This window comes from Dysosmobacter sp. Marseille-Q4140, assembly GCA_018228705.1.
In the GTDB taxonomy this organism is placed as follows: Bacteria; Bacillota; Clostridia; order Oscillospirales; family Oscillospiraceae; genus Oscillibacter.
The window spans coordinates 926,484-950,836 of sequence record CP073694.1; the positions used below are offsets into that span (position 1 = coordinate 926,484).

General features: G+C 56.4%; 26 protein-coding genes. 1 reads left to right on the forward strand and 25 read right to left on the reverse strand.

Translation table 11 applies throughout. The annotated features are described in order from the left end of the window. Positions 1-68: 68 nt before the first annotated feature. From KFE19_04530 to KFE19_04650, 25 genes are all read right to left on the reverse strand, one after another. Positions 69-1,106 (reverse strand): YqaJ viral recombinase family protein, encoded by a 1,038-nt coding sequence (locus tag KFE19_04530; protein QUO38781.1) that lies wholly within the window; start codon positions 1,104-1,106, stop codon positions 69-71. Continuing rightward, entirely contained in the window at positions 1,106-2,248 is a 1,143-nt protein-coding gene (locus KFE19_04535) for a hypothetical protein (protein ID QUO38782.1), read from the reverse strand. Before KFE19_04535 ends, KFE19_04530 begins: the two co-directional genes overlap by 1 nt. Positions 2,249-2,517: 269 nt before the next feature. Continuing rightward, positions 2,518-3,306 (reverse strand): hypothetical protein, encoded by a 789-nt coding sequence (locus KFE19_04540; GenBank protein ID QUO38783.1) that lies wholly within the window; start codon positions 3,304-3,306, stop codon positions 2,518-2,520. A gap of 30 nt (positions 3,307-3,336) precedes the next feature. Further along, on the reverse strand, positions 3,337-4,272 hold the full coding sequence (locus KFE19_04545; GenBank protein ID QUO38784.1) for a hypothetical protein: 936 nt from the start codon (positions 4,270-4,272) through the stop codon (positions 3,337-3,339). A 66-nt stretch (positions 4,273-4,338) separates the two neighbouring features. Further along, on the reverse strand, positions 4,339-5,436 hold the full coding sequence (locus KFE19_04550; protein ID QUO38785.1) for a HipA protein: 1,098 nt from the start codon (positions 5,434-5,436) through the stop codon (positions 4,339-4,341). 131 nt (positions 5,437-5,567) lie between these two features. Continuing rightward, positions 5,568-6,005: a hypothetical protein gene (locus KFE19_04555; protein QUO38786.1), complete on the reverse strand. Its 438-nt coding sequence runs from the start codon at positions 6,003-6,005 to the stop codon at positions 5,568-5,570. After that, a complete protein-coding gene (locus KFE19_04560) occupies positions 6,002-6,619 on the reverse strand; it encodes a hypothetical protein (GenBank protein ID QUO38787.1) in 618 nt (205 codons plus the stop codon). The genes KFE19_04555 and KFE19_04560 overlap by 4 nt, the downstream gene beginning before the upstream one ends. Before the next feature lie 79 nt (positions 6,620-6,698). Then, positions 6,699-7,808, reverse strand: a complete 1,110-nt coding sequence (locus KFE19_04565) for an AAA family ATPase (GenBank protein ID QUO38788.1) — start codon at positions 7,806-7,808, stop codon at positions 6,699-6,701. Positions 7,809-7,950: 142 nt separating this feature from the next. Then, positions 7,951-9,189, reverse strand: coding sequence for a PcfJ domain-containing protein (locus KFE19_04570; protein QUO38789.1), 1,239 nt, complete (start codon positions 9,187-9,189; stop codon positions 7,951-7,953). 102 nt (positions 9,190-9,291) lie between these two features. Continuing rightward, positions 9,292-9,999 carry a hypothetical protein gene (locus KFE19_04575; protein QUO38790.1) on the reverse strand — a complete coding sequence of 236 codons (708 nt, stop codon included), beginning with the start codon at positions 9,997-9,999 and terminating at the stop codon, positions 9,292-9,294. Positions 10,000-10,017: 18 nt separating this feature from the next. Next, the gene (locus KFE19_04580; GenBank protein QUO38791.1) at positions 10,018-10,557 is read right to left on the reverse strand and encodes a hypothetical protein; all 540 of its coding nucleotides are present in this window, start codon (positions 10,555-10,557) and stop codon (positions 10,018-10,020) included. A gap of 102 nt (positions 10,558-10,659) precedes the next feature. Then, entirely contained in the window at positions 10,660-10,974 is a 315-nt protein-coding gene (locus KFE19_04585) for a hypothetical protein (protein QUO38792.1), read from the reverse strand. A gap of 80 nt (positions 10,975-11,054) precedes the next feature. Then, on the reverse strand, positions 11,055-13,370 hold the full coding sequence (locus KFE19_04590) for a nitric oxide reductase activation protein NorD (protein QUO39520.1): 2,316 nt from the start codon (positions 13,368-13,370) through the stop codon (positions 11,055-11,057). A 46-nt stretch (positions 13,371-13,416) separates the two neighbouring features. Then, positions 13,417-15,279 (reverse strand): AAA family ATPase, encoded by a 1,863-nt coding sequence (locus tag KFE19_04595; GenBank protein QUO38793.1) that lies wholly within the window; start codon positions 15,277-15,279, stop codon positions 13,417-13,419. A gap of 15 nt (positions 15,280-15,294) precedes the next feature. Then, entirely contained in the window at positions 15,295-16,035 is a 741-nt protein-coding gene (locus KFE19_04600; GenBank protein ID QUO38794.1) for a hypothetical protein, read from the reverse strand. Next, the gene (locus KFE19_04605; protein ID QUO38795.1) at positions 16,001-16,381 is read right to left on the reverse strand and encodes a hypothetical protein; all 381 of its coding nucleotides are present in this window, start codon (positions 16,379-16,381) and stop codon (positions 16,001-16,003) included. Before KFE19_04605 ends, KFE19_04600 begins: the two co-directional genes overlap by 35 nt. Positions 16,382-16,485: 104 nt before the next feature. Then, complete coding sequence (locus KFE19_04610) at positions 16,486-17,034, reverse strand: single-stranded DNA-binding protein (protein ID QUO38796.1); 549 nt, start codon at positions 17,032-17,034, stop codon at positions 16,486-16,488. A 219-nt stretch (positions 17,035-17,253) separates the two neighbouring features. Beyond that, a complete protein-coding gene (locus KFE19_04615) occupies positions 17,254-18,093 on the reverse strand; it encodes a hypothetical protein (protein ID QUO38797.1) in 840 nt (279 codons plus the stop codon). A 6-nt stretch (positions 18,094-18,099) separates the two neighbouring features. Further along, positions 18,100-18,552, reverse strand: coding sequence for a hypothetical protein (locus tag KFE19_04620; protein ID QUO38798.1), 453 nt, complete (start codon positions 18,550-18,552; stop codon positions 18,100-18,102). A 14-nt stretch (positions 18,553-18,566) separates the two neighbouring features. Next, a complete protein-coding gene (locus tag KFE19_04625; protein QUO38799.1) occupies positions 18,567-19,124 on the reverse strand; it encodes a hypothetical protein in 558 nt (185 codons plus the stop codon). 56 nt (positions 19,125-19,180) lie between these two features. After that, positions 19,181-19,558, reverse strand: coding sequence for a hypothetical protein (locus KFE19_04630; protein ID QUO38800.1), 378 nt, complete (start codon positions 19,556-19,558; stop codon positions 19,181-19,183). A 79-nt stretch (positions 19,559-19,637) separates the two neighbouring features. Next, complete coding sequence (locus KFE19_04635) at positions 19,638-20,447, reverse strand: hypothetical protein (GenBank protein QUO38801.1); 810 nt, start codon at positions 20,445-20,447, stop codon at positions 19,638-19,640. Between the two features lie 5 nt (positions 20,448-20,452). Then, the gene (locus KFE19_04640; protein QUO38802.1) at positions 20,453-20,638 is read right to left on the reverse strand and encodes a hypothetical protein; all 186 of its coding nucleotides are present in this window, start codon (positions 20,636-20,638) and stop codon (positions 20,453-20,455) included. Positions 20,639-20,723: 85 nt separating this feature from the next. Next, positions 20,724-22,694: an NAD-dependent DNA ligase LigA gene (ligA, locus tag KFE19_04645; protein ID QUO38803.1), complete on the reverse strand. Its 1,971-nt coding sequence runs from the start codon at positions 22,692-22,694 to the stop codon at positions 20,724-20,726. A gap of 14 nt (positions 22,695-22,708) precedes the next feature. After that, positions 22,709-22,936, reverse strand: a complete 228-nt coding sequence (locus KFE19_04650; GenBank protein ID QUO38804.1) for a hypothetical protein — start codon at positions 22,934-22,936, stop codon at positions 22,709-22,711. 576 nt (positions 22,937-23,512) lie between these two features. Between KFE19_04650 and KFE19_04655 the strand changes: the two genes are divergently transcribed. Next, positions 23,513-24,049: a hypothetical protein gene (locus tag KFE19_04655; protein ID QUO38805.1), complete on the forward strand. Its 537-nt coding sequence runs from the start codon at positions 23,513-23,515 to the stop codon at positions 24,047-24,049. The last annotated feature ends 304 nt before the right edge of the window (positions 24,050-24,353 follow it).

The window sequence follows — 24,353 nt, forward strand, 5'->3', positions numbered from 1 at the left end:
ACCGCCAGCTTGTTCTTTGAAATAAAGCGTGGGGAACGATTCTGCCGCTCCCCACGCCTGTCCAAAAATCACAGAGACTGAATGGTTACTTTGACTTTCCGGTTCTTGGACGGCTTTCGTGCCTCCTCATAAATGGATGGATAGTTTTGCTTCAGGTACTCAGAACTGACGCGCCGGGATGTACTCGTCACAAAATCCACCAGCAATTTGTCTGTGGTCGTGGTCAGGATCCCATGCTCGTGCTCTTTCATCAGTTCCGCGATCCGCACGCTGTGTGCCTCAATAGCCTCCTCGTTCTTTTTGATAGCGCCCTTGAGTTGCGCGTTTTCCTCCTGCAGCGCGGCGATTTTCCGAAGCTGCGGCTCATATTTCCTGGGAAACTCAATGGTGGGCAGTCCCTTTTTACCGGCGCCGTAAATCCGCGCCAGGGCATCCATTGCCAGCTGCGGCTGAACATCCTCCATGGTAGGAGGCTTATCATGCCGCAAGCTCCAGATCCATCGGTCCAGCTTCTCAAAAATAATGTCCTCCTTGGCCTGAACCTGTTCAATGTGAGGCGTGGCCAAGTCATTCTCCGGATTGTTGCCCCAAAGAGCCGAGAAAGCTCCGTGCTTTTCGTCCAGGACTGCAAGATAATAGCGCAGCTGCAGCTCGTAGTAGATGGGGATGGCTCCGTCAGCCCAATCTGCCGCTTTGTGGTAGGTCAGAGATTTGCACTCCAGGACGCCGCCCTCACCATCTTCTTTCCGCGTGTAGCGCCGGTCAATATTGGCAAGCGCGTACTCCAGCGTGGCGTGTTGATAGAGATAGTTGTCGTCCGTGACGGTGTTTCCCGTCCTCTGGGCGTAGAAGTGAGCGGCAATCGGCTCCAACATGTGTCCCATGGCCAACTGGTCGGGGTTCGGAGGCGATTTCGGCTTCATGCGCCCCTTTTTGACCATCCAAAGTTCCAGGGGCGTCGTCCACGGGGAAAGGCCGAAAATCGTTGCGACATCACTGCCGCCAACGGTATATTCAATATTGCCCTTCGGACCGTGTTCCCGGCATTTGAGCCACATCTCATTGGTCATTCCCGTACAATCGCAGAGGATATTGGGCGCGGCCATTACCACTTCACCTCTTTGGCGTAGTCGTAGTCCCGCCAGTTGATGGTGAGCGCCCGGGCCATGTTCTCCTGCAACGCCAGCAGCTTACTCTCCGGCACCCCCTGCGTCTTCAGAGTGAAGGGGATTTCCTGCATGGCCACGAACACGTCATGGGCGGTAGCCTCGTCATTGCCAACCGCCATTTCGAACATGCTGATGGCCTCCAGAGCCGCCTTCTTAGGCAGTGTCAGGCGCTTGCACACCGCGGTCATCGCATTGACCGGGTGATCCAAATGGACAGAGAGCAGGCTGGTCAGTCTGGCAACGGAATCTCCGAACTGAGCAAAGAGCATATCCAGGCTCCCAACAAAATCAGGCACCTTGGACTGCCGGCGGTGCTCTACGGCAATCATCCCGCCGATGTGGATGGGGTACTGCAGTCCGGCCAGCAGAGCCGACACCTTAGCCGAGGCCATGCCGGTATCCGATGTGGAGAATCGAATACCCGGCATCAGCTTGGCTGCCATGGACGACTTGCCCTCCGCAGCCAGCAGTTTGATGTAGGTGTCAAGGAGTTCCTCCCGCTGGCCGGGAAGCGTCCAGGAGGCGCTGGTGATGGCGTGGTCCACATACCCGGCAGAAAACTGATTGCCCGGGAAACGCTCATCCATCTTGCTCTGAAGCCCGTCCAGCAACTGGTCGATCTCCAGCACGGAGTAATCCCGGCTGTCGCCGGAGTGGGCTGCGGACACCTTCTCGTCGCGGATCAGCAAAAGGGCGCTGTCCTTGTGAAGGGCCAGGCATGCGTTGATCACGTCGGCCAGCTTCTCCCGGGAGAGCTTGGGCAGCGCGGAGCCGCCGATCTTCGCCCGGTCCAACAGGCTCTTATAGGCGGTATCGCGCAGGGGGAAAAACTTGTCCCGGAGCTTGATGGCCAGTTTCAGGTTCTCCGCAGTGTCCTTGACCGCATCCCGGGATACGGAGGGGTCAAAGCTGTCCGTATCCTCATACAGCGGAGAGGTCTTGTCCAGCGCCGCCACCTGCAGCTTCTTGACCTCGGTGCGCTCCCACAGGCTGCTCTTGCGGACCTGCTCATGGTAGCTCAGCATGGCGGAGAAGTCGCTGAATTGGGTGTGGTAGCTGTCACAACAGGATTTCACCATGGTTTTCAAATCTCCTTTCGTTTTTTGAGGATTTCACCACTGTATATGCAAAAACAGCGCTCCTGCAAAGGAACGCTGTCTATGCCGTAATTATGGGCCGGAAAATAAAAAAGTGCCATCTGCATTGCTGCAAATGGCACTTGGAAACACGGTCAACTATGCACACCTTAGGTGTGGCACGGATACTGTATGATTGGATTATATCATCCTTCCATACGTTCGTCAACCTCTATGAAGCCGACTTGGGCTTCAGTATGGCACCCCGTCTTTCAGATCGTCAATCTGTTTACCTTCACTCCTCGCTGCGCAGCATAGTGCAGAACCGAATCAAGGAATTCCTGCTTTATGCAAAGCCCCCGAGCCAAGACCCCATTTGGAGTAATAGCAAGGCATTCATTGAGTATAAAATCATAGATTTCATTTTCTTCCCAGTGGTTTCCATCCGCATCATCTGCGATGAGTCTGCCCTTCACAACCTTTATGGTTATATCCTCAATCTTCATGCACGATAAAATGGTTTCCAGCGCATCTACTTCTTCGAGAAGAATATCGTCTTTGGCCTTTGCAGCCATTTTTTCTACACCTATACCTGGGCTTGCTACAGAGTTGAGGTATTCTTCAATGATTTTTCGATTCTTCTCTGTATCCACATATAACCCATCCGGAATCGGAGGGAAGCCGAAAATGAGCTTCACTCCATCTCGTTCCGCAAACTTTGTCGCCATGCTTTCATCCGCAAACTCTGTGCCAACCAGCCCTCGAAATACTGACACATATTCTGCTCCCGGGATCGTTGACTGCCCATCGTAGGATGCTCCAACCGTGTACCCTAAAGTAAGCGGACGCAAAGCCAGGAGTTTTCCATGAAAATCCCTGAATGCAGAAGCAATGCTTTCATCATCGGATTTCCCATGGTCCTGATACACTCCAATCCTCTCTATGATATGATCGAGCAGTTCCTCCGACTCCATGAAATCAATGTTTCCCATCTTATAGTCGTTAATCATTTTCTTCCGGACCAGGGAAAAGTACTTGTTTTTTAACTCATAAAAGTCCATAATTTCTTATCTCCTCAATAGTATTGAACATTAGAGCAGCCGCCACACTCCCCGCCCCATGTGCTCAAAAGTCTGAGGATTGATTTGCAGGGTCTGCCGCACCTTCTCCTTCCACCACTGTTGGCTCTGGGCCCGTTTGTGGGGTTCCACTTGCCGGTAAATCTCCTCCAGGGAAGCAGACCCCCGGCAGGTTTCCAGCACGCCGGCAACAATGTCCCTCCATGTGGGGCCCGGCATATCCCGGATGTCGCTCTGAACCCGGTATGTCATCAGCAGAGGAACCGCCAGCGGCGCGTCTTTCCTCACCAACAGAACATACTCATGGACAATGGGGATGAACTTGCCGCTGTAAACTCGCTGGTCGGACATACAATTATGCTGGGCTTTGATAATGACATTCTCCAGCACACCGGGCTTCGTCAGCTCAAAAAGCATGCTGAAAAGTCTCCCTTTCTTCTTGATGTCACCTACAAGGACGGCCATCCGTCCCCCCTGCTCCAAGGCGCAAAACTGCTTCATCATGCAGTAATTCATAGCCTGAACAAAGCTCTCCCAGGTGGCGATGCGGGAGAGATCAAACTGGCGCGGATCGTAGCCATAGCGCTGTTGGACTTCACTGGCCCGATACATCACATCCGAATACTGGATGATATCCCAGTATGGCGGATGCCAGAAGATGAACTCAGGGCGCTCCTTAATGTCGGTGTGCAGCAGGTCAAACCCGCTGTGCAGATCGTAGGTATGGCTGACGATCCCCATGGTGCGTGCGGCATCGGCGGTAGTATTGCTGCCGCACATATAGTCACAGACCTCATGCGGCCGGAAATGGGCGATCAGATCTTCGATCAGTTTGGGGGAGCAGTTGCCGCGGTAGCGATTGTTTCCGCCCTGTCCCCGCTCTGGATAGGATACGACGCTGGTCAAAGCCTTATTTTGCTTCATCATTTGTTGAGTTCCTCCCATCATAACGCAAAAATGAGGACCACAGGCATGTGCCTGTGGTCCCCAAAACCATTGTGAATTGCTTCCAGTCTACGCCAGGATCTGCCTGATCCGCTCCCGCACGATACCGCTCAGGGCATCCAGCCGCATCTGCTCCGCCTGGATCTTCGGGTGCTGCCGGAAGGTAAAATCCCGCGTCCGCTCCAGGTCTGCCCGGATCTCATCCGTCAGCAGTCCCCGGGCGGTCAGGATGAAGTCCCTGCCAATCCGCGGGCGGCACCGGGCGATATACCAGTCGGGCGCTGCCAGCTGGTCGTTGTCCAGCTCCGGCAGCAAGCTCTTGTTGTTGTCAAATACCGGCGCCATCTGAAGAACTTCCATGGTGGCGGTGTCGAACAGGACGCCGAAATTCCCATAATGCCGGTCCGGATTTAGGATAATCGCGTCCAGTATGCACATACGCCGGAAAGCGTCCTCGCTCCCGATCCCGCGAAAATATTGCAGGAGGTCGGGGATCGTATGCTCAGCGCCGTGGAACACCGCGCTTGCCTTGGCCAGCCCTACCGGTTCACTTGTGAACAACGGGCACTTGGAGATCAGTTTCCCATGGTAGTAATCCAGATCATACAAAACCGCCTGCCGGCAGATGCCTTCCGCCAGCTGCGACGCCAGGAACTCGGACAGAGGCTCGATCTCCAGGAAAGCGCTGCCGCTCTTATAGAGCTTGATCCCGCTCTCCTCCCGGATCCAGCACTTGGCGTAGTAACCGTCTGTCCCGAACTCAGGGGAGGTAGAGGAAAAATCCGTCTCACTGACGGTGCCGTCAAAGGCGGCCTCGCTGATCACTTCGCTGAAGGGATTGGTGTAGAGGGATACATCCCGCCACTGCAGAACCTCCCCCTGCCGCTTCACCCAGAAGGTGTCGTTCAGGGACAGGGCGCGGGTCACCTGCAGGAAACCCTCCAGATCATCACAGCCATACTGCTCCAGAAGCTGACGGATGTGCTCCCGATGCTTGGGGGCCTTCCGATGCTCCAGGAATGCAGCCAGACCGCGATAGCCGATGGGGCGGTAGTCCACATGCCAGGTGCCTTCAAAGAACTCCGGCTCGTCAAACTCATTCCTGCGGCAGGTGAAATCCAATACCGGGATATCCTGATTCATCAGGACATATTCCGTCGCCGCCATGCCTGCTGACCCCCCTTCCCGCCGAATGATATTATTATACACAGCTTTCGCATGATCCGCAACATCCTCGTACCGTTTCAAGGGCAGTTTACCATGCCTGCTGATTTTAGATTTAACCACAGAAAGGGCCGTCAGCCGCCGTTCTCCACTTCCTGGTAGTCAACATCCACCACCTCGTCCGTAAGCATCCCGACATATCGCCCGAACATGGCAGCGAGATGTTCTTCTGTCAGATCCCGATCCGCCTGCGTCAGCGCCCAGGGGTACCGCGGCTGGTAAATCAGGTAGGTCCTGCTGTCGCAATTGTCACAGGCAGTCAGGCACAGGCCCTCCGCCTCTTCAATCACTTTCTGCAGAATGGTTGCCAGGCCAAGCATAAAGTCCTGGTCGAACTCCATATAGTCATCCCAAACTGGCTCGCTGATGGAGCATTCCTCCAGCCACCTGTGTATCTCCCGGTCCAGGTTGGGCGCCAATTTCAGCATGGACTCCAGGCGCGTAACATCCCGCGTCTTGATGTCATCCACGCAGATTCCGTACCCGTAATTGTGCCAAGTCGTGTAACTCAAGATTTTTCAGCCTCCTCTTTCTTCTGTCGCTTTTGAAGTGCCCTGATCCGCAGATCACGGTTTGAGAGAAACCGCTCGCCGTTTTCCCAGAGGTATTCCGAAGCGAAATACGTCAGGGCGCCGCCCAGGGCGCCCAGTGTCTGCATGGCGCTCAGAGATGTCTCCAGGGTCTTATAAGTGCCAAGGTGCCAGCGTTTCTTCTCGCACTCCGGCTGAATCCTGCCTTCTGCGTAGCAATCAAGATAAATTCCCTCACTACCGCCAAACTGAACCTCAGTTACCACATCAAAGTCATCGCAGGTGATCTCTTTGGGGCTATCGTAGGTATCAGGGCTAAAGTAGTCCAGAATTGCCTCTGCGGATTGAAACTGCCCATTATCCACAACCATTTGATGGATACCCTTCATCAGCATTTCTCTGGTATCGCGCTTGACCTTGATTTTTAGGCCTGGGTCATCCCGCAGATACGCTTTGCAGTTTTCAGCTGTATTGCAACCTCCAAAACGATGCCGCACCTGACTTGATGGATGTCCGCAACAGAGAGTGGGATCGTTTTCCGGCCCGGTTGCGGCGCGCCAGGCGCACCACAAGCAATTTCGTTCATTGCATTTCATATGGAGCCTCCTAAGCAATATGTCGGTTTTGATAAAGAGAGGGGCGGATCGAATCCAACCCCTCTCTTGCAGTACGGCTTTACGCCGTCAGATAATGAAGGTTCCGCTCTGCGGCTCTGGTCAACGAAAGATAGTCCGGCACCAGTTTCTTAATCTCCGCCACCGTTTCCTCCTCGTAATAATCAATGTAGTCCAGGGAGAGCGCCTCCGCGGGCACGATGGTCGCATGGCGTTCATAGTCATAGACGCACATCTGCGGATCAAACTCGACGATTAACAGGTCGCGGCCATGCTCATCTTGCAGGCAGACACGCTCAGGCCTGTCATCGCCGAACAGATCCAACTGGCAGCGCTTGGCTGTCATCGTTCTGCCGCCATGGAAGTGCAGTGTGACGTTGTAGCACTCCTCGTGGAGATTGATGATGTTGAGATCCTGAATCGCTTTCTCGAAGGGGAGTCCCAGGTTCAACTCAAACGCAATCGCCCTCAGGCAGTCATAGTTCAGCGCCACCTTTTTGGAAAACAGGATAACCTTTCTAATCTCACCGATATAGGCTGGTCTGAGCTTATCGGTGAGATACGCCTGGATCTCCTCCGGGGAAGGATAGTCAAACCGGAAGTGGTAGTGGAACCGTCCCGGACGATTCACAAGGTAGTCGTTGAGCTTATACAGGCTGTTGCAGGTGATGATGAAAAGCTTTTTCCCTTGAGCGGTCCCATCGAACATGCTCAGCAACGCTGACTGTGGATCCGCCTCATTGGCGCCAGGGCAGACGCTGCCGAAGGTCTTGTCAAATTCATCGAACAGAAAGACCACTTCCTGCTCAATCGACTCGATGTAGGCAGCAATGCCGGGGATGTACTGGTCAATGATGATGACGGGATAGCCGGCATCCTGCGCCTTAGCGGACAAAAGCCGGGCAAACAGGGACTTCCCGATCCCTTTGGAGCCGCTGAGGATGACGCCCAGATTCCGCTCAAACATCGTGAATGCTTTGAGAACCTTGTCAGCCTTTTCCGGGTGAATCCCATACACCTTTTCCGTAACGGCAAGCCTGGAGCGTGCCTCCAGATAGAAACCGCTCATCTTGTCAAAACGAACGGTGTAAGTATTAACCGGGAGCTTGTCATAGGCCTTGAGAGAGTCCTCGTGGATCTCATACCGCTTTCCAATGCTGATAGCTTTCATGTAGAATGTTCTCCTTTCGTAATCCATTTTGCCACCCAACCGTGGCTGTTACTTGTAGTAGTTGTCTATTTTGGTGTAGGAGGGCAAATTGCCGCATGCAGGCCGGCCACAAGCGCACTTATGCCGGCCTGCATGTAGTTCCCTACACCGCAATCTGAATATCCTTCTCCCTGCCCCACTGCACCAGGAACCTGCGCTCCTGGTCCGTGATCGGCCGCCGGTTGAATCCCTGCGCCTGGCAGATCTGTTTTCCGCTCAGCTGCAGCGTTACCAAAGACCGATCCGGAGCGCCCCGGCGCCGCAGAAACAGGATATGGCACTCCCCTCCTGCTACACGGTCAATATACTGGCCGACACAGTGACTCAGGTTGATCCCCTCCTCCGCCAGTTCCTCCGGCTTAGTGGGGACCACAATGCAGTACCCGCTTCCGGAGTAGGCCAGGTCCTTGATAGACTCATTCTGCTGCTCAAAGTCCTCGCACTTGGCAAGCAGCCTGGCCTGATTGACCTTGAGCGCCATAATGTCATGCTCAGTCTTGAAATGCGTGGGATACTTCTCTTTGACCTTTCCGTAGAATTTCTGCTGCATCTCCAGGTAATCCAGGTATTCTACGAAGAAACTTTTGGTCACGCTGGCATATCCCTGGGCATAAAGGTCAAACAGAATGTAGTCGATGAACCGTCGCAGATTGACGCGGTGGGGCGATGCCATGACCTTGAGAAACCAGCCCGGGTCGTGCGAAATCTGGCGTTCATAGTAGGAATAGCCATTTTGGTTGAAATCCAGCTCCATAATCCCGGACTGGACGAGTTTTTCGGCAAAGAACATAGCCTCATTGGCTCCGTACTGCTCCTCGATCCAGAAGATGGCCGGAATGCTCGCCTGGTATTTCTTTCGATCCGCCATACTGGGAAACATATTGTAAAGTCTGATAAAGAGCTTGCTGTTCTGCTTCCAGTAGCGAGTGTACCAGGTGGGATCAAAGGTATTGACCAGGACGTTATGCCGGCACATGTCCGTCAGGGTTTCGTCGGTGATGACCTGCATGATCAGGCCGACGGACTCACGGTAGAGATTGCTCAGCCAGTGTACCTCATGCAGGGCGACCATCCCGTCCTTCAGTTCCCGGAGGAACGTGTTCAGGCTCTGTTCCTTCAGTTCTTCGATGTGCCCGGTCTTGCAGTCCTTGATGTAATAGAGGCCCTTGCTCACCAGGATCACCAGTTCCCGGTCCGTGGTTGCCGTCCGCCGCTTAATGATAAAGTCCGTGTTGTTCTCCAGCACGACCTCATACTGGGCGGAACCTTTCACGGCTGCACTTTGCATGTCGATGATGTAGTCCTTCAGCGACACAGTTTTCGACACATTTTCGCTCGCCATACGAGCACCCTCCATTCTAAAATAGTTTTTGATGCGGAATTCATCGTTACAGACGCGGCCCGGGCTGAGAAACAGCCCAGGCCGCATTTCTTGATGCGTGATTTACTCGCCCTCATCAGGATGCGCACTTTCTCCGCCGTCCTGCCAAATACCGGCAGCGACTCCATGCTCATGGAGCCGCCTGCCGCTCAAGGCGAGCAGAACGCCATCCGGGTCATGCGCTTCAAAGGCTTTGAGAAGGTCGCGCGCCTTATCCTCATACGGGCGGTCATCATAGATCACCTGCCGGCGGATCTCCTCGATCAAGCGCTCCAGATTCTGCTTGCTCTCCTCGAACTGAGGCCTCGGTTCATCATAGCAGATGCGGCCGCTCCGCTCAGTCCATTCCCCGCCGGCAAAAACATGGCACCATAAATCACCTTCTTCACCGCGGTAGGAAATAAAGCCTTTTGCTGTAAAGGGAACCAGCGTATTCAGCAGTTCCAGAATCATGTCCTCATAGTAGTTGTTGTAATATGACAGCTCAATAGACAAGGCCACATCATTCGGGTTTCGCTCCACCTCAGTGAACCCTGCCTCTTTGAAAACAACCGTAAGCCACCAGAAGGGGTCATTGTACTTTAACATCGCCTGAGTGAGTTCTTGATACTCCCTCTCAATTTGGTAAGCCATATCATCTCCGCACTGCGCCAAGTCAGCCGTACGGAGTCTGTCATACCGGGTCAGCAGAGCTTTCTGGAGATCTTTTTGTTCCTCGGCGGACACGGCATTCAGAGTAATGGAGCCGGAGCCGATAGCTGTGTAGCTCATGTGGATATTCCCCCAATTTTACAGCCCAAACCTGGCCGTTCTGTATGTGCTGAGATAGAAGTCGCGCAGTTTTTCCAGCGCGGCGTCAAAACTGTTCTTCTCAGATCTCCGTGCGGGTTTCATCCCATCCAGATAATCGAGCACCGCACGGCGCTCCTGAGGCTCCAGTCTGGCCAAGGCCTGCCGCAGACGCTTCTCCCGGATCAGGTCATCGTCGCTGCCCGTTTCGGCAACAGCGGGATACTCATAGTCCTCCGACAGTTCCTGGGACAGGACGCCAGGTGCAAAGCCTTCACAGGCCATAATGCCATGGGGCTTGTTGCGCCGCTTGATGGTCAGGACTGCATACTGAAGTTTCGCCCAGATGTGAACGGTAATCGAATCGCAGCGCCGGTCATCGTAGGTGTCGATGGCCTGGAGCGCGGCAATGGCCAGTTCCTGGTAGACGTCGTCCAGTTCCAGATGCAGGGCATACAGCAAAAGCCGGTGGCGGCGCAGCGTGCGGTTGATCAGATCAATATTTTCCATGAAGATATGGTTTCTTGTCATGGTATCCATGTGGGATCTCCTTTCCTTGACGGGCGGCATGATGCGGCCGGCCCGTTCTTCGTTTTTTTGAAAATCTGTTTGGCAGAGGATTTGTTTGCCAGGCTTATGCGCTCAGGCCGGCACACGGTCAGCGACCAGGGGAAGGTCGAACAGGAGCCAAAACAGCTCCTCCGACAGCGCCTCAGCAGGCATCCCCTTGTAGTACCACAACAGCCGGGGGTCCTGCCCGTCCAGCGTAATGATGACCGGCACCTTTCCGCACGGCTGATACGCCAGCGGCGCCACTTCGACCGCAATTCCAGCCGGATGAAACACCGGCTCCAGCACCGCCTGCACATACCGCGCGATACCTGCGGGGTCCTCACCCGCCTCCACGGGGCAGCAGACGGCAGACACGGTCAGGGAAACGCCAAGAGAACTATCCATCGCGTTTTTTACCATGATCAGATACTCCTTCCGTAAACGGACAGGGGAAAGCCGCTTGTGCGGCCCTCCCCTGCTGTCAATTAGTAGCGAATAAAACGCTTGATGATGCCGGCCAGTTTGACCGGCAATTTTGTGAGATCGGTGATGTCCAGAAAGGCGTCACCATAAATGCGCTCAATGTTCTCCTTATCGGAGCCGATGGCCGCAGCGATAAACAGGACCCCCTTGCGCTGGTACTCATGCTTGATCCCGCGCAGGTCCTCCTCCGCCGCGGTGCCACCGTAGCCGGCGTCCGCAGGCTGTCCGTCGGACACCAGCATCAGCAGCTTGATGTCCTCCGGCCGGTGTACCAGCCGCTCCGCCACAAAGCGGAGCGCGGCGCCGTCCCGGTTACTGCCCCGGGCCGAAATGTCCATCATCCGATAACGGTCATCCCGGTCAATGGCGTCAAACTCAGCGTAGGAATAGAGATCGACGCCTCTGGACGTGGAGTGGCCATACACGGTAATAGGGATCCCGAGCGCCTGGCAGAAATCATAGAGGATGATTGCCGTCGCCCTTGCGTAGGTAGCCCGGTCGTTCCAGGACATACTTCCCGACTCGTCCAACAGGAGTCCCACACAGAGCGCGGGCATCTCATTGGGCAGCGCATTTTTGTAGAACACCCGGGAGTCCGTCCGAAACAGCGCGTGGGCGTCCAAACGTCTGCCCATCAGCAGGCTCGTCTGCTTGCCGCCCCGACGGCTGTCCTGCATCTGCTGGAGAACTGACTTTTGCAGCTGCTTGGAGATGTGGAGAAGATCGCCGGCGATGGACTGGTACTCCTCCTTCAGTTCCTCACTGACGGAAGCAATCCGATGAACTGTCTTGCTGACGCCGTCATGGATGTCCCCATAAGAGATGCTCTGGGCCAGTTCTGTCAGCTCCTCTGTCCGCTGGCGCTCCAACTCCGTGGTCACGCTGTTCTCTGCGATCCGGTTCAGCAGCCGTTCAACGTCGTCGGCGGCCCCGGTGTAGCCAGCACCTTCGTAGCTGTCGTCATGTTCCGTGCTGCCGCCCTCCGGTGCGGAAACCTCACTGGTATCATGCAGCGGAATGCGGCCACCCTCCTGGTCCGACACCTTCTGATGCTGCTGGGGTGAACCGGGGGCACCCGGCATCATTTCCAAGCCGCCGTCGCCATTCTGGCTGGATTCAGCGTGAGAAGCGTCTGCTGAAGGGCCTCCGGCGTCTTCTTCGCCAGATTCTTCACCGTTCTCCCCGCCAGAGGGCTTTGCTTCGGCCTTTTCGGGGTCCTGCTCCTCACTCTCGCCGTCCGCACTGCCCGCGGCCAAAGCCGCAGTTGCGGCACGCTGGGAGCCGGTAGCCGATGTAGCTTCCGATGGCGCGGGACTGCCGTCTACAGGAGACGTTTCCCCGGTGCCCTCCTCGCTGCCGCCGGCAAGGGCGGAGAGTAGGGTGCTCAGCAGATCGTTCGGGTCACCGGACCCGGAACCGCCGCCTTCCGAAGCGGTATTGTCCGCCTGCTCCTTGATGTTCTCCAGCAAATCCTTGATATGGGACCAGCAGCGGATCAGGATCAAGTTTGCCGTCCTGCACCGGTCCCGGGCATCCCTGCTGACCAGAGCCTTATCCAAATCGCCCAGGAGGGAAAAGACCATCTGGATCCGCTCGTCCGAGAGAGGCGTTCCGCCGTACTTGAGTTTGCCCCAAAGCATATAGGAGAGGAGCCCGCTGTGAATGCTCTGCCAAATGTGGCCGCCGTCCGCCTCCTGTTCAATCATATCCTCCATAGAAGGGTGGTCATCAAATTGGACCTGACGTATTTTTTCAAGACTGCTGCCCAAAATGCCGGGATAGTCCAGCAGCATCCTGTTTTCAATGTAGCCATCCTCCAGGATGTTCAGGATATCGTGGGTCACGAGGGCAACGAGCTCCCTGTTTTTTGGGTCGGACGCCTGGAAGGCCAGGAAATCCGCCTCTGCGTCCCGCTCGGTGATATTCCGAAGGGGCGGCGGTTCCGGGAACCACTTTCCTGATTCCAGGAAGGCGTGATAGGACTGGTAGAGCAGGAAGTCCGTGTAGAGCACATGTCCCAGCTCATGGGTAAACAGACCGCTGACCATTTCATACCGCACCTGACGGCCTTTCTGCTTGGTCACAAAAGGGTTGCCGGCGTTGATATGGATCAAGAGATTGTCCGTGCGGGCCAAACTCGGCGACTTGGGCTCCCACTTGATGTCCAGCTTCACCCGCCGCCGGCAGCCATACCGCCGCGTCTGGGCGGCGGCGATATCGGCAAAATGGGCTGCCAGGATGCGGGAGGTGAAAAACTGGCGGTCTGTGATTTTGGACTGTTTCTGCGCGATCAGCTGCTTGATCTTTTTATGACTCACTCTTGCCAAGAGTAACTGTCCTCCCTTCTAAATCATAGTTTTTTGTTCAGACCGCCTTCTTGCGCTTGGGCGCGAATATAGGCTCCAGCACAGTCGCTTTCAAAGCATCCCGGTCCTCCTCGTCGGAAGTGGCCTTGCTCACGATGGTGTAGAGCGCGGAGCTGTAGGGATCTCCCGTGATCTCCGTGCTCATGATCCAGTCGATGAGGCTTCGCATACCGCAGTTGCCGTCCGAGATCCCGTTCTTGCGGCAATAGTCCGCCATGTCTGTCACGACCTGGACCATACGCCCCACCAGAACATCGTCCTCACAGCCGGTGATGCTCATAGCGCGCTGCGCCATGATCTCCGGGGCGGGCAGTTCAATGTCCTGGGTAAGATTCATCCGGTCCAAAACCGACTGGTTGACGCCCCGGCACCCCTCATAGCTGACGTTGGTAGTCACCACGACCACTGCGTCCGGATGGCGGTGGATCACCTCGCCGGTAGGCAGGGTGATAGATCCCCCCTGCTCCAGCAGAGAGTTCAGGCCCACCAGCACACCGGGCTGGATAATGGTCGTGGGCTCCTGTAGTTCTACCAGATAGCCGTGCTTGAGCGCGCGGATGAAATCCGTCTCGATGTAACTATAGGTCTGCCGGCCATCGGAGGACTCGGGCTTCACCTTGCAAAGCTGCTGCAGCTTGTCGGTGACCATTTCCATGACCAGGCCCATGCAGTCCTGGGACGTGGCATCGGCTTTCTCCGCGCCGGTGAGCTTCTGATAGGTCCCGGCGGGATCGTAGTCCATGTCATCCAGGTCAGGCAGGCCCATGAGTTTTTTAACATTCTCATAGGTGATGCCGCCCATCTCCTTGAGCTGCGCCCGCTGCTGGTCCAATTCGGCGTCGCCGGTGGATGGCCCATCCGTGTCGGGGAACACCTGGCCGATCAGGTCGTAGATCTCCGTCCCGGCAGAGCAGGTGTACTTCATATACGGCAGATTCAGGCCCGCAGCGATGGCGCGGGCACCCTCTGTCTTTCCCGTGCCGGCGGGGCCGCGCAAAAGGAAATTGCGCATGGGCAGCGCCTTGCCGGTGGACTGCTTGGCGTGCTTGCAGATGGTGACCACCTCCTCGGGCAGCACATACCAGGGAGCCAGGACCGGCACCAGGCTCTGCTCGAAGGGCGTGAGTACCCGCGTCGTATCCAGCACATACTTCCCCACAAAATCGCTGTGGGGCGTGGCGGGTTTGATCTCCAGTTTCTCCGGCACGGTGCTGTTGGCCAGGATAGTAAACATCCCGGCAACCACGGTGTCCGGCCGGAAGTTCCCGGAGTCGATATGGGTGGTGGACACCCGCATCACATTGCCGGTGCTGTCAATACTGGTCGGCAGATGCGCCGCGCAGGAGCTGTCATTGATGCGCCGGTAAGCATTGTCACAGAGGATGGCCATGCGCTCCGTCGCCTCACCCATGTCCGGGTAGCCGCCCTGATACTGGATCTCCAGAGCATCCAGGTTCTCCCGGAACTCATCGTCCGCCATCAGGGCGGGGAGCATCGACATCATGATCGCCGCGCCGTCCTGCCCATTGTTGCGGACGGCATAGGTTTCGAGCATCTCCGTGTCCTTGTTGTAGATACTGGCCAGCATGGCTCCGCCGGCAGGATCGTAGATTGCCAGATGGTACACTTCCGGGCCGGAGGCGGACTTATATTCCGCGACACCCTTTGTGCCGCAGAGTCCGACCGCACCCGGTGCGGAGCCGTCCTTGCATTTGAAATACGCCTGGACAGCCTTGACCACCGTGCTGCACAGCGTTGCCTCCGTGCCGTTGCTGTACTTGGACGATACCTTCACCTTTTTCTTCGCCTTGTCAAAAGGCGCAGGCAAAGGCCGGCTGAAAGCAAACAGTTTCGAGCTCATTTTTGTTCACACTCCCTATTTGACTTTGATCTGCACCTGGATGCCGTCCGCCAGCGGTTCCGCGGCGAAAAAGCCGTTCCTCAGCAGCTCCTTGCAGATGGGCGGCCAGCTGTCCCCATGGGGGAGCTGGCTGGCGGGGATCCGGAAGCTGTCCTTCCCGCTGCCAATCACCTCATTGCACTGGGCGTTGAGCGCCTGGAGATTTGCCTCCACCCACTCAAACGCCAGAAGGCCATAGTCCACTGTCTCCGGCTCCTGTTCCGGCTCTTCCGACGGCTCAGTTTCCGGCTCTGAGGCCGGCTGCTGCGGCTGTTCGGCCGTTGGATACTGAAGCCCGCAGAACTGGAGGTTGTTCACCTGCACCACAGCTCTCCGGTATCCGCCGGCGCGGTTGAGCAGGATGCTCAGCTCTCCGCCGTGGTCGAACCGATCCCGGGCATCTGCAACACCCCAGACCCATCTGGCATTGGGATACCGCAGCAGCACCTGCTCGGTGATCCTGCGCTGGAGCACCGAGAAAGCCGTGTTCAGCACCGACTCCTCCGACGCAGGCGGAGGCAGCGCCAAAAGCGGAGCCTGAGCCGGCTGCTGAGGCGCCGCATCCATGTGGAACAGCATCCATAGTGCGTAGAAAAACACACCGATCAGCATCAGCAGCAGGATCGGCCACATTCTGAGAATGAAGGCCAGCAGGATCATCATGCCGATGACGGTCAGGACATCACGCCTCTTTTGCATCTTCCTCTTGCATTTCATCACCCATTGCCTCCTTCGATTCTGGCAGGTAGAGATAGACGGTGTTATCCCCCCTTCCCTGCGTCTTGCTGCTGACGAGCGCCGCCATCATGCCGCAATTCTTACCAAGCAGCATCCTGACGCGCTTGCCGCAGTCCTTGTTCGCCTGTCCCGGCGACACGGCCTTCTTGAAATCGCAGCCGGTTCTACACAGCCGCAGCCGATACTGCCTCCGACAGTCCAAGGCGTGTTGCAGGCACAGTCGCTGGTCTTTTGTCATCGTGTCGCCGGTCAGCCGGCGCAGGACAACATCCAGCTTTTTCGACCGGTGTTTAACGCTTGTTTTCACAAAAGATTTGTTTTTCAAATCCATCACCTCCCCAGAAACGCAAAAAAGAGCGCACATGGAGTGGACGGATCCTACTTCATGTGCGCTCTTTTACGCCTGTGGTCATTATTGTTTCCAGTTCCTCAGCCCGGGAAGAAGGGGTTCTGTCCCCCGCTGAAGCTCTCATACCCCGTGAAGTTCTGGGGCATTTCCGTGGGTGCCTGCATGGTCTGGCCGGACTGCGCCGGAGCCGCAGGTGCGGTCTTGGAAGCTCCGGGCGCCTGGGAGTAGCCCTGCTGGCCCTGGCCTCCCGTATCCTGGCCGTTGCCGTTCTGTTCCTTCTTCTGTCCGCCGGTGTGGGAGAACTTGATGTCATCAAGCACGATGACCGGCGCAGAACGGCCCTCGCCGGTATCCTTGTCCGTCCAGCGCTCCTCGTCGTAGTCGCCGCACAGGGAAATGAACGAACCCTCCTTGAGCGACATTTTCTTGATGCGCTCGCAGAGGTCGCCGAAGGCCTTGACCTTCAGGTTGACCCAGCGGTGGTTGTTCTCCGCCCGGCTGTCGTATTTGCGAATGCCAACCTGGAAAACCGCGAACTCGCCGCCGTTCTCGCTGTTGAAAAGGCGGATCGCCGGCGCGCCGTCGTATCCTCTGGACACAACGGCATCTGAGATAAAGATCTTCATCATGGCTTTTTTGCTCCTTTCCGCAGGCCTCACCCTGCATACAAATGATTTTATTTCAACCCGCATTGGCGCGGGCGGAAAACAAAAAAAGTGCCAAACGGCGCGATAGCGCCATTTGACACTGTGGTACACGGGAACTTTGTTTTCAGTCAGAAAACACGGTTACTATTGACTTGATTATAGCATGGAGAAATGCAAAGGTCAATATTTAACCATCGTTCCCTATTCCAAATTCAAAATCCAGCGGATCTTCTCACCACCCGGATATTTTTCCGACACCTTGCGAGGGCGGCTCCTGCAATTCCAGCCATTTGGCCGTGGCGCTGTCATCCCGTCCTGCCGGAAGCCAACCGCAAGCATACTGCTCCCGGACTCCTGTGGCAGCGTGTAGGTCACGATACGCCGGTACCCCATGGCCCTGGCCGCGCGGATCGCCGCGCCGCTGACCTTGCTGACTGCATTCCGATAGACCGGATCACAGCATATCCTGTTGAGCTCTAAAGTGCGCCCGTCATTCAATGCTCTGGCTTTCGGTGTACTGGCAATGACCACACCGATCAAGGCGCCGTCAGCCGTCAGCCCAACAGAAAATTTGTGTCCCTGAGGCACCGCACAGTGGCGGTGATTAGGCCTGACAAAATCCAGCGCCTCTTTTAAGGACACAGGAGCAACTTCCATCGGGACCATCATGCTCAAGCGGTTCCCATCCAAATAGGAAAGCTTTGGCCAGTCATTGGCTCCTTGATAGATTACATACCGACCAAGCCTGCGGATGGCCGGGAACACCTCACGGCGCTGCTTATCATATATGGATGCCGGCTGTTGGATGCGCGCTTGCGCCATAGAAAAGGGATCAAGAGAAAGCACCGGCCTGTTGAGTATGACAGGATTGGTCAAGTCATAGCGTTTCCGCCCAGGCACTCCATAGTGATAGATTTTCACATTGGCTGGCACTTTCCCTTCCAAGGCATTCATAATGCGCTCAAAATCATCATCAGAAAGGGGAAAACTGTCCCGATACCAAATGCCCTGGATGCAGTAATTAAAAAGATGGTAAACCATTTCTCCTCATTGAACCCCGTCCTGTCTGCCCGGCACCATCGCCAGGTAGGCATGCAGTCGGTGGATCCCCTGCCATTCATAGAGTGGAGCGGTATCCGCAATATACAGCGTCACCGTGTCGCCCTCCCGGACGGCGGCATGCCTGTTGCGGAGCATGACCAGCAACGCCTTCCCGTTTGCCTCCAACAGTATGGATTTTGGCCGTTGGCGGAGGACAGTCCTCTCTACCTTCAGGATAACCCCGCGGAGAATGAGATACTGTCCCCGCATCCCGGTGCGGTACAGGCGCGCGGCACAGATGGTCAGCAGCGCGGCGCCCAAAAGGAACGGGACGGATACCGAGAATGAGATGAAAGCCAAAGCGCCAATCGCCAACACGAGGCAGCACACCGCCAGCCCCATCTGTATGATCAACTGGTGCTGAAGCGCGGGGGGCAGCGATTTCCAGTCCTGTTTCATTGTTCTATCCCCTCCTATACCAAAAACAGACAGCCCGCATGCAAGAGGCGAAGGAGCACAGCAACCAGACCATCCCGCGCCGGAGAGTGCTCCATCTCCTGCTCCAAAGCGCCTTCCCGGATCGTCCGGGCTGAGTAGAGCTTTTCCGTCAGTAGCTGCCGTCCCTCTTCCCCGAGCAAATTCGGCGTCGGGTCTGTCCCCTGCTCCTCCAGTCGGATCAGCTCGCTGGCTGTGAGGCGCAGGCCGGCGTGTTGGATCCACCTCCAGATACGGCCGTCGCCACCCGCTTCTGAAAACTGCCCCTCCGGCTCGGCCTGCGGACAGATAATGCTCCCGGAAAGCAGGCGGTAGAGCGCCAGGCCGCCCTCCTCCTGTGTGGTGACGGCAAGGCCGGACTGCTCCAGGCGCTCAACGAACCGGGCCTTCTGCGGCGGGACAGGCTTTGGCGCCAGCCTGGCAGATTCCCACAAAGCAGCCATCTCCGGTCCAAGGGCGAAGATCCTGCCGCAGTGGGATACCCTGACGGTGCCGTCCTTTTCCGGGACGGACAGACCTTTCGATAAGTACATCATACATTTCACCCCATCCTTATCATCTTTTGCTCTATTACACGGACGGGGCGGCCCGATTACAACAGCATCATGAGCGCCACGGACGCCAGAATCACAGCAAAAACGCCAGCCAGGAGAATGGCGACCTTCTTGACCATTTCAGGATCCACTCCCTCCTCCTGTTCCCCTGCATCCACTGGCTTTACATCGTCATAATAGCCATCGTAATTGATATCCATAGGATTCCTTTTCCGTTTCGCCGGATGCGCCGGGCCGGTTGGAGGGCTTCGGCGCTTTTGCTTAGGCGCCGGGCGCTCCCTCACACTCGTCTTACCCTTAGGCTTTGGTTTCGATTGGGGTGCCTCTGTCTGGGCGGGGATCTTTTTGCCGCACTCCGCGCAAAAAGAGGCGGCGCCTCCCACAAGGGAAGCGCCGCAATAGGGACAATACTTCATAGGTTCCACTCCTTGTCTGAATTTCCAGCTCAATCGCTGTTCATCCTTAGAGACAGGAGTAGATAATAGGATTATACCATCAAAACATCTTCCTGTCACCCGCGCCGGACTTGCCATTTCCACTGCCATAAACACTGCCAAAGGCACTTGCAAATCCAGCCTGCTGAGCAGGCGCTTTCTGTGCAGGTGCAGCGGGAGCCGGAGGTTTCGGTGCCGGGGCTGGCGCCGCTGAATGCGGCGCTCTCCCCTGTTCCCCACGCACCCTGTTCCTGCCGCTGGCGCGCTGGGCATGGACCGCAGCCCATTCTGAAGCGTACTTTGCGGCGAGCCAGGCTCGGTAGTGCTCGACCGTCGTCAGCAGCAGTTCATTGAGCTGCCGCCAACTGAGGATCACAGAAACATGCTGTTCAGGCTTTGTCCCGAACCGCGGGACAATGAGCCCGGTCTTATTCTCCTCTCCCGGCCCGCTGTCGGCGGTGAGGAAATAATCCGACTTTGCCGCAACGGTCAGCCGCACGACCCGGGAAAGGCTCTTTCCATCCGGACGGGGACGTCCATATTTCGTCAGATACTTGGCTGAGGTGCCGCCCAGATGCTCATAAAGAGGGTCTTTGTTTCCGGATTGCTTATACTGCTGCATCCGCATGTGGAGCGTGCCGGAGGCGGCCTCCTGGGCCAGGGCCAGGAACTCCGGCACATCAATGTATATGCTGATGTTGTTTACATAACGGCTGCCTTTTGGCTTTGTGGTGTCATAGGACACAAACTGCAGGTGTACTTTGTCAAGGTGGAAGGTGTCGTTTCTGACCTCCACAAAGCACCCCTTGGCATCCTTACGGATGATTTGACCCCAGTTGTCCTGCGATACCGGCTTGTTGTCGTTTTCCATCCCAATCACACATTCACCGGCTCCAGGTCTTTGGCAGCGGTTTCGACACCGTCCGTATCGGGCCGTTGGTCCATAGTCATATCCCGGAACTTTCGGCACAGGTTCAGAAGGTACTCCTCAGCCTTTTCAAACTGCGGCATGAAGTCCCCTTCCGGCGACTTGGCATTTGCAATTCGTTCTCTGATATCCATATTGATGATTTCCTTTCAAAGAATACGGGGGCATCCGATAGTTGGATGCCCCCGCGTTGTTGTGTTCCTTTCGGTCCCAGATGGGTTATGCCTCGATCCCGGCGTCAGCCAACATCTGCAGGAACTGCTGCTCCGTGAGCGTCGTGACGCCCAGGGTCTGCGCCTTAGTCAGTTTGCTGCCAGCGTTTTCACCAATGATCAGATAGTCCGTCTTTTTGCTGACAGAGCTGGCGGGCCGGGCCCCCAGGCTTAGCAGCTTCATCTGGATCCCGTCGCGGGTGTAGTTATCCAGCTTGCCGGTCGCTACAACGGTCTTACCGGCAAAGGGGTTGTTCTGCGCTTCAGGCATAGTAGTTTCCTCCTTCAGAAATGTGATATGGTTGAGGGCAGGCCGCCAGAGCTTGGCCTCCTCCTCGTCGCTGTACCAGCAATAGATGTTGTCGTTCATCACCTGGCCGAAATCCTCCAACTGCGTGAAGTCAAACTGATCCAGGATGGCCCGCTCGAAAGCATCCCAGGAGCCGCCAAACTTCCGGTTCAAGATCCGGCCGGCGTGGCGTCCCACCTCCGGGATACCCAGAGCGGCAATGAACTGATTGAGCGTGCAGGTGCGCCGCTCGTCCACCGCCTTCTGGAGCCGGACAAACGATTTCTCGCCGAAGCCCGGCGTTTTGAGGATCTCCTCCTTGTGCCGCTCCAGCTCATACAGGTCACCGTAGTTTTTGACCCAGCCATGCTGCACAAAGGTTGTCAGCGTCTGCTCATCCAGCCCCTTGATCTCCATGCGGGTTTTGCTGCAGAAATGGACAAACTTCCGCACCAGCCGGGCGGGGCACGCCTCATTGTCACAGTACAGCTGGCGGGTCCCGCCACTGCTCTGGCGAACCACAAGCGTGCTGCCGCAGCAGGGGCAGGCATCGGGCAAGGGACACCCTCCGCTTTTCGTCTTGTTTTCGGCGATTTGCGGAATGATCATGTTAGCTTTATACACGCTGATGGTGTCCCCCGGTCCCAGAACCAGCCGTGTGAAGTTGTCCAGGTTGTGGAGGTAGGCGTGATTGACCGTGGTGCCGTCGATGACCACATCATCAAAAACGGCGGTCAGGCTGATCATCCCCGTGCGGGTCGTGGCGACCTCCAGGCGGCGGAACTTGGTTTCGTACCTGGTGTCCGGCCACTTGTAGGCGATCATCCGGTTTTCATGGTGCCCGGTGGCACCCAGGGAGCGGCCATAGGCCAGGTCGTTGAACTCGAAGATCAGCCCGTCCGTCGGATAGGCATACTCCTTGGGCTGATAGAAGTCCATCGCCTGACGGACAGCCTCCTCCGAGGCGCCGCCGGCCAGGATGGAATAACCCACTGTAGTGAACCCCATTTGTGCCAGGAAGCGCAGGGTTTCCCACTTGGTGCTGCCGCCCAGGTTGTCGCTGATCAGGTCAAAGGCCATGAAGGAAAGCCCGCGCTCCCGGACCTCCTCCGCGTTCAGCTTTCGGACGCTGCCTGCGGCGAGGTTCCGCGGATGTGCATACGGCTCGTCCAGAGTCCCGTTGAGGGCGTGAAACTCCTTCCAGCTGATGACCCCTTCCCCCCGGACCTCAAGCGGCTCCTTACAGGGAATGACAAGCGGGACATTTTTCATAATGCGCACCGTGTGGGTGACATCCTCGCCCTGCAGGCCATCGCCCCGGGTAATCGCCTGCGCCAGTTTCCCGTTCTCATAGCGCAGCACAAGGGTGAGGCCGTCCAGCTTCCAGCTCAGGACTGCCTCATGGCCGCCCAGGTATTTGTGGATATCCGCAACGCTTTTGCACTTATCAGCGGACAGCATCGGCCGGGTGTGGCGCACGGCGGTGAGGCTCTCCAGCACCTCGCCGGATACCCGCTGGGTGGGCGACGAGGACAGGATGGTCCCGGTTTCCCGCTCCAGGGCCACCAGCTCGTCATACAGCCGGTCATAGTCCAGATCCGCCATGATCGGGGCATCGTACTTGTAGTAGGCCTCGTCTGCCTCGTTGATCGTTTGAATGAGTTCCCTCATTCGCTCTAAGTTCTGCATTCTTATGCCTCCAGTCAATAGATCTTCGTGCATCGGCCCGCCGCTTCAGCAATGCTCCGGCGTACGGACTCCAATTCTGCATCGTCCGATACCTTGGCATCGTCCAGATCCAGGACCTCCGCATCAACCTGCGCCAAAGGGCAGTTTGCATACACAGCCTGAACGCGGCCGTCTTCAACCACGATGTGGATGGTCAGTTTCTGGCACGCCGGAACGTGCTCGTTCGGTCTTTCGGTTTCCAAATCACTCACCTCCCCGGAAACGAAAAAAAGGGACGCCTTTCAGCGTCCCATCCTGTGGCCCGAAGGCCCGTATTATATATAAAAAAGCGCCCAAAGGCTGATCTGCCTTCAGGCGCTTTGAAACACGGCAACTGATGATCGCTTGCGCAATCAACGGATACTTTATGGCGCTATTATACCCGACCGCCGAGTAAAATGCAAGCCTTATCCTGCCGGGCAAGGATTTACTCCCGGGGGATTGCATTTTCTCAGTGAATAGGATATACTTTGGATAACAGTATCTGAGCCTTTCGGCAAAGTAGACCGTGTTTCCAATGTGCCATCACCCCTCCGGGGCGATGGCATTTTTTGTTTTCCGAGCCGGTTTCGGCAACAAAGCGAGCAGGGATTAACCGTTCCTGCTCGCTTTTTTATATAGATGCGCCTCCGTTCCGGAGGCATAACCCTGTGTTCCGGGCCGAAGCCCGTTCACATACACGGCACGAAGTCCAAAGCCCAATATCAGAAAGGAGTTTCACAGCTAAATGTCAAAATCAACGACGAAACGAGATCGGCAAAAGCAGGAGGTGTCGAATTATGTCTGAACGAGGATTGGATCCCTACCGCTGCACGAGCTGCCCGAACCGGTTAACCTACCTGGATCCAGTACCCAGGCGGGAACGCGGTGTCAATCTGCAGTTTGGCCAGACCTACTGTACTGCCGGGAAAAAGCCACGTGTGTTCAAAAAGAAGGAATGCAAAGTTTATCCACCCGACTGGTGCCCGAAGAAGAAATGGCCCTGCGAGTTTCGGATCTATACCTTTAAGAACATAAGATCACGTTGTATGCACAGCATGTTCCACGAGGGCGAGGTCCCGAGCGAGTTCCGCTGCGCCGTCCGGCAGGAGGGTGTTGTTGAGCTGTCGCCAATGGCTTTCTTCTCCGGTCTGGAAGACAGCACCGCCGCGCAGCTTTTGGGCGTTGCTGTAAATTCCGGCGAGATTGTGGAAATGGATGATGGACTCAAGCATTACTGTTTCTATCTGGAACTTGGAGGAGCGCGGTACCTGCCTTACTGGGATGCCGACAAAGCCAGGCAAAACGTGTATCAGCCGGATTCCGAGGATGATTAAGGCCCTGTGCCACAACGAATAGGAGGTTATGAACTACCATGTCACAAACCAGAGATCCCAACTCTACCTACTGCCGGCGCTGCGGCGCCGAGCTGGTCTGGGAGCATCCGAAGGGCTCCGGACACTACCAGATGTCCAGCGACTACGTTGGCGGCGATATCTGCCGCAGCTGTCTGGAAGAGCAGCGGTCCATGCCTACCGGAGCTGCGGAAGTCATGGATGAGGATGTGACGAAGATCCCCGTCACGCTGTACCAAGCGCCCTTTGCCGTATTAAGCGAGCGTGGGCTGCTGCTGAAAATGCA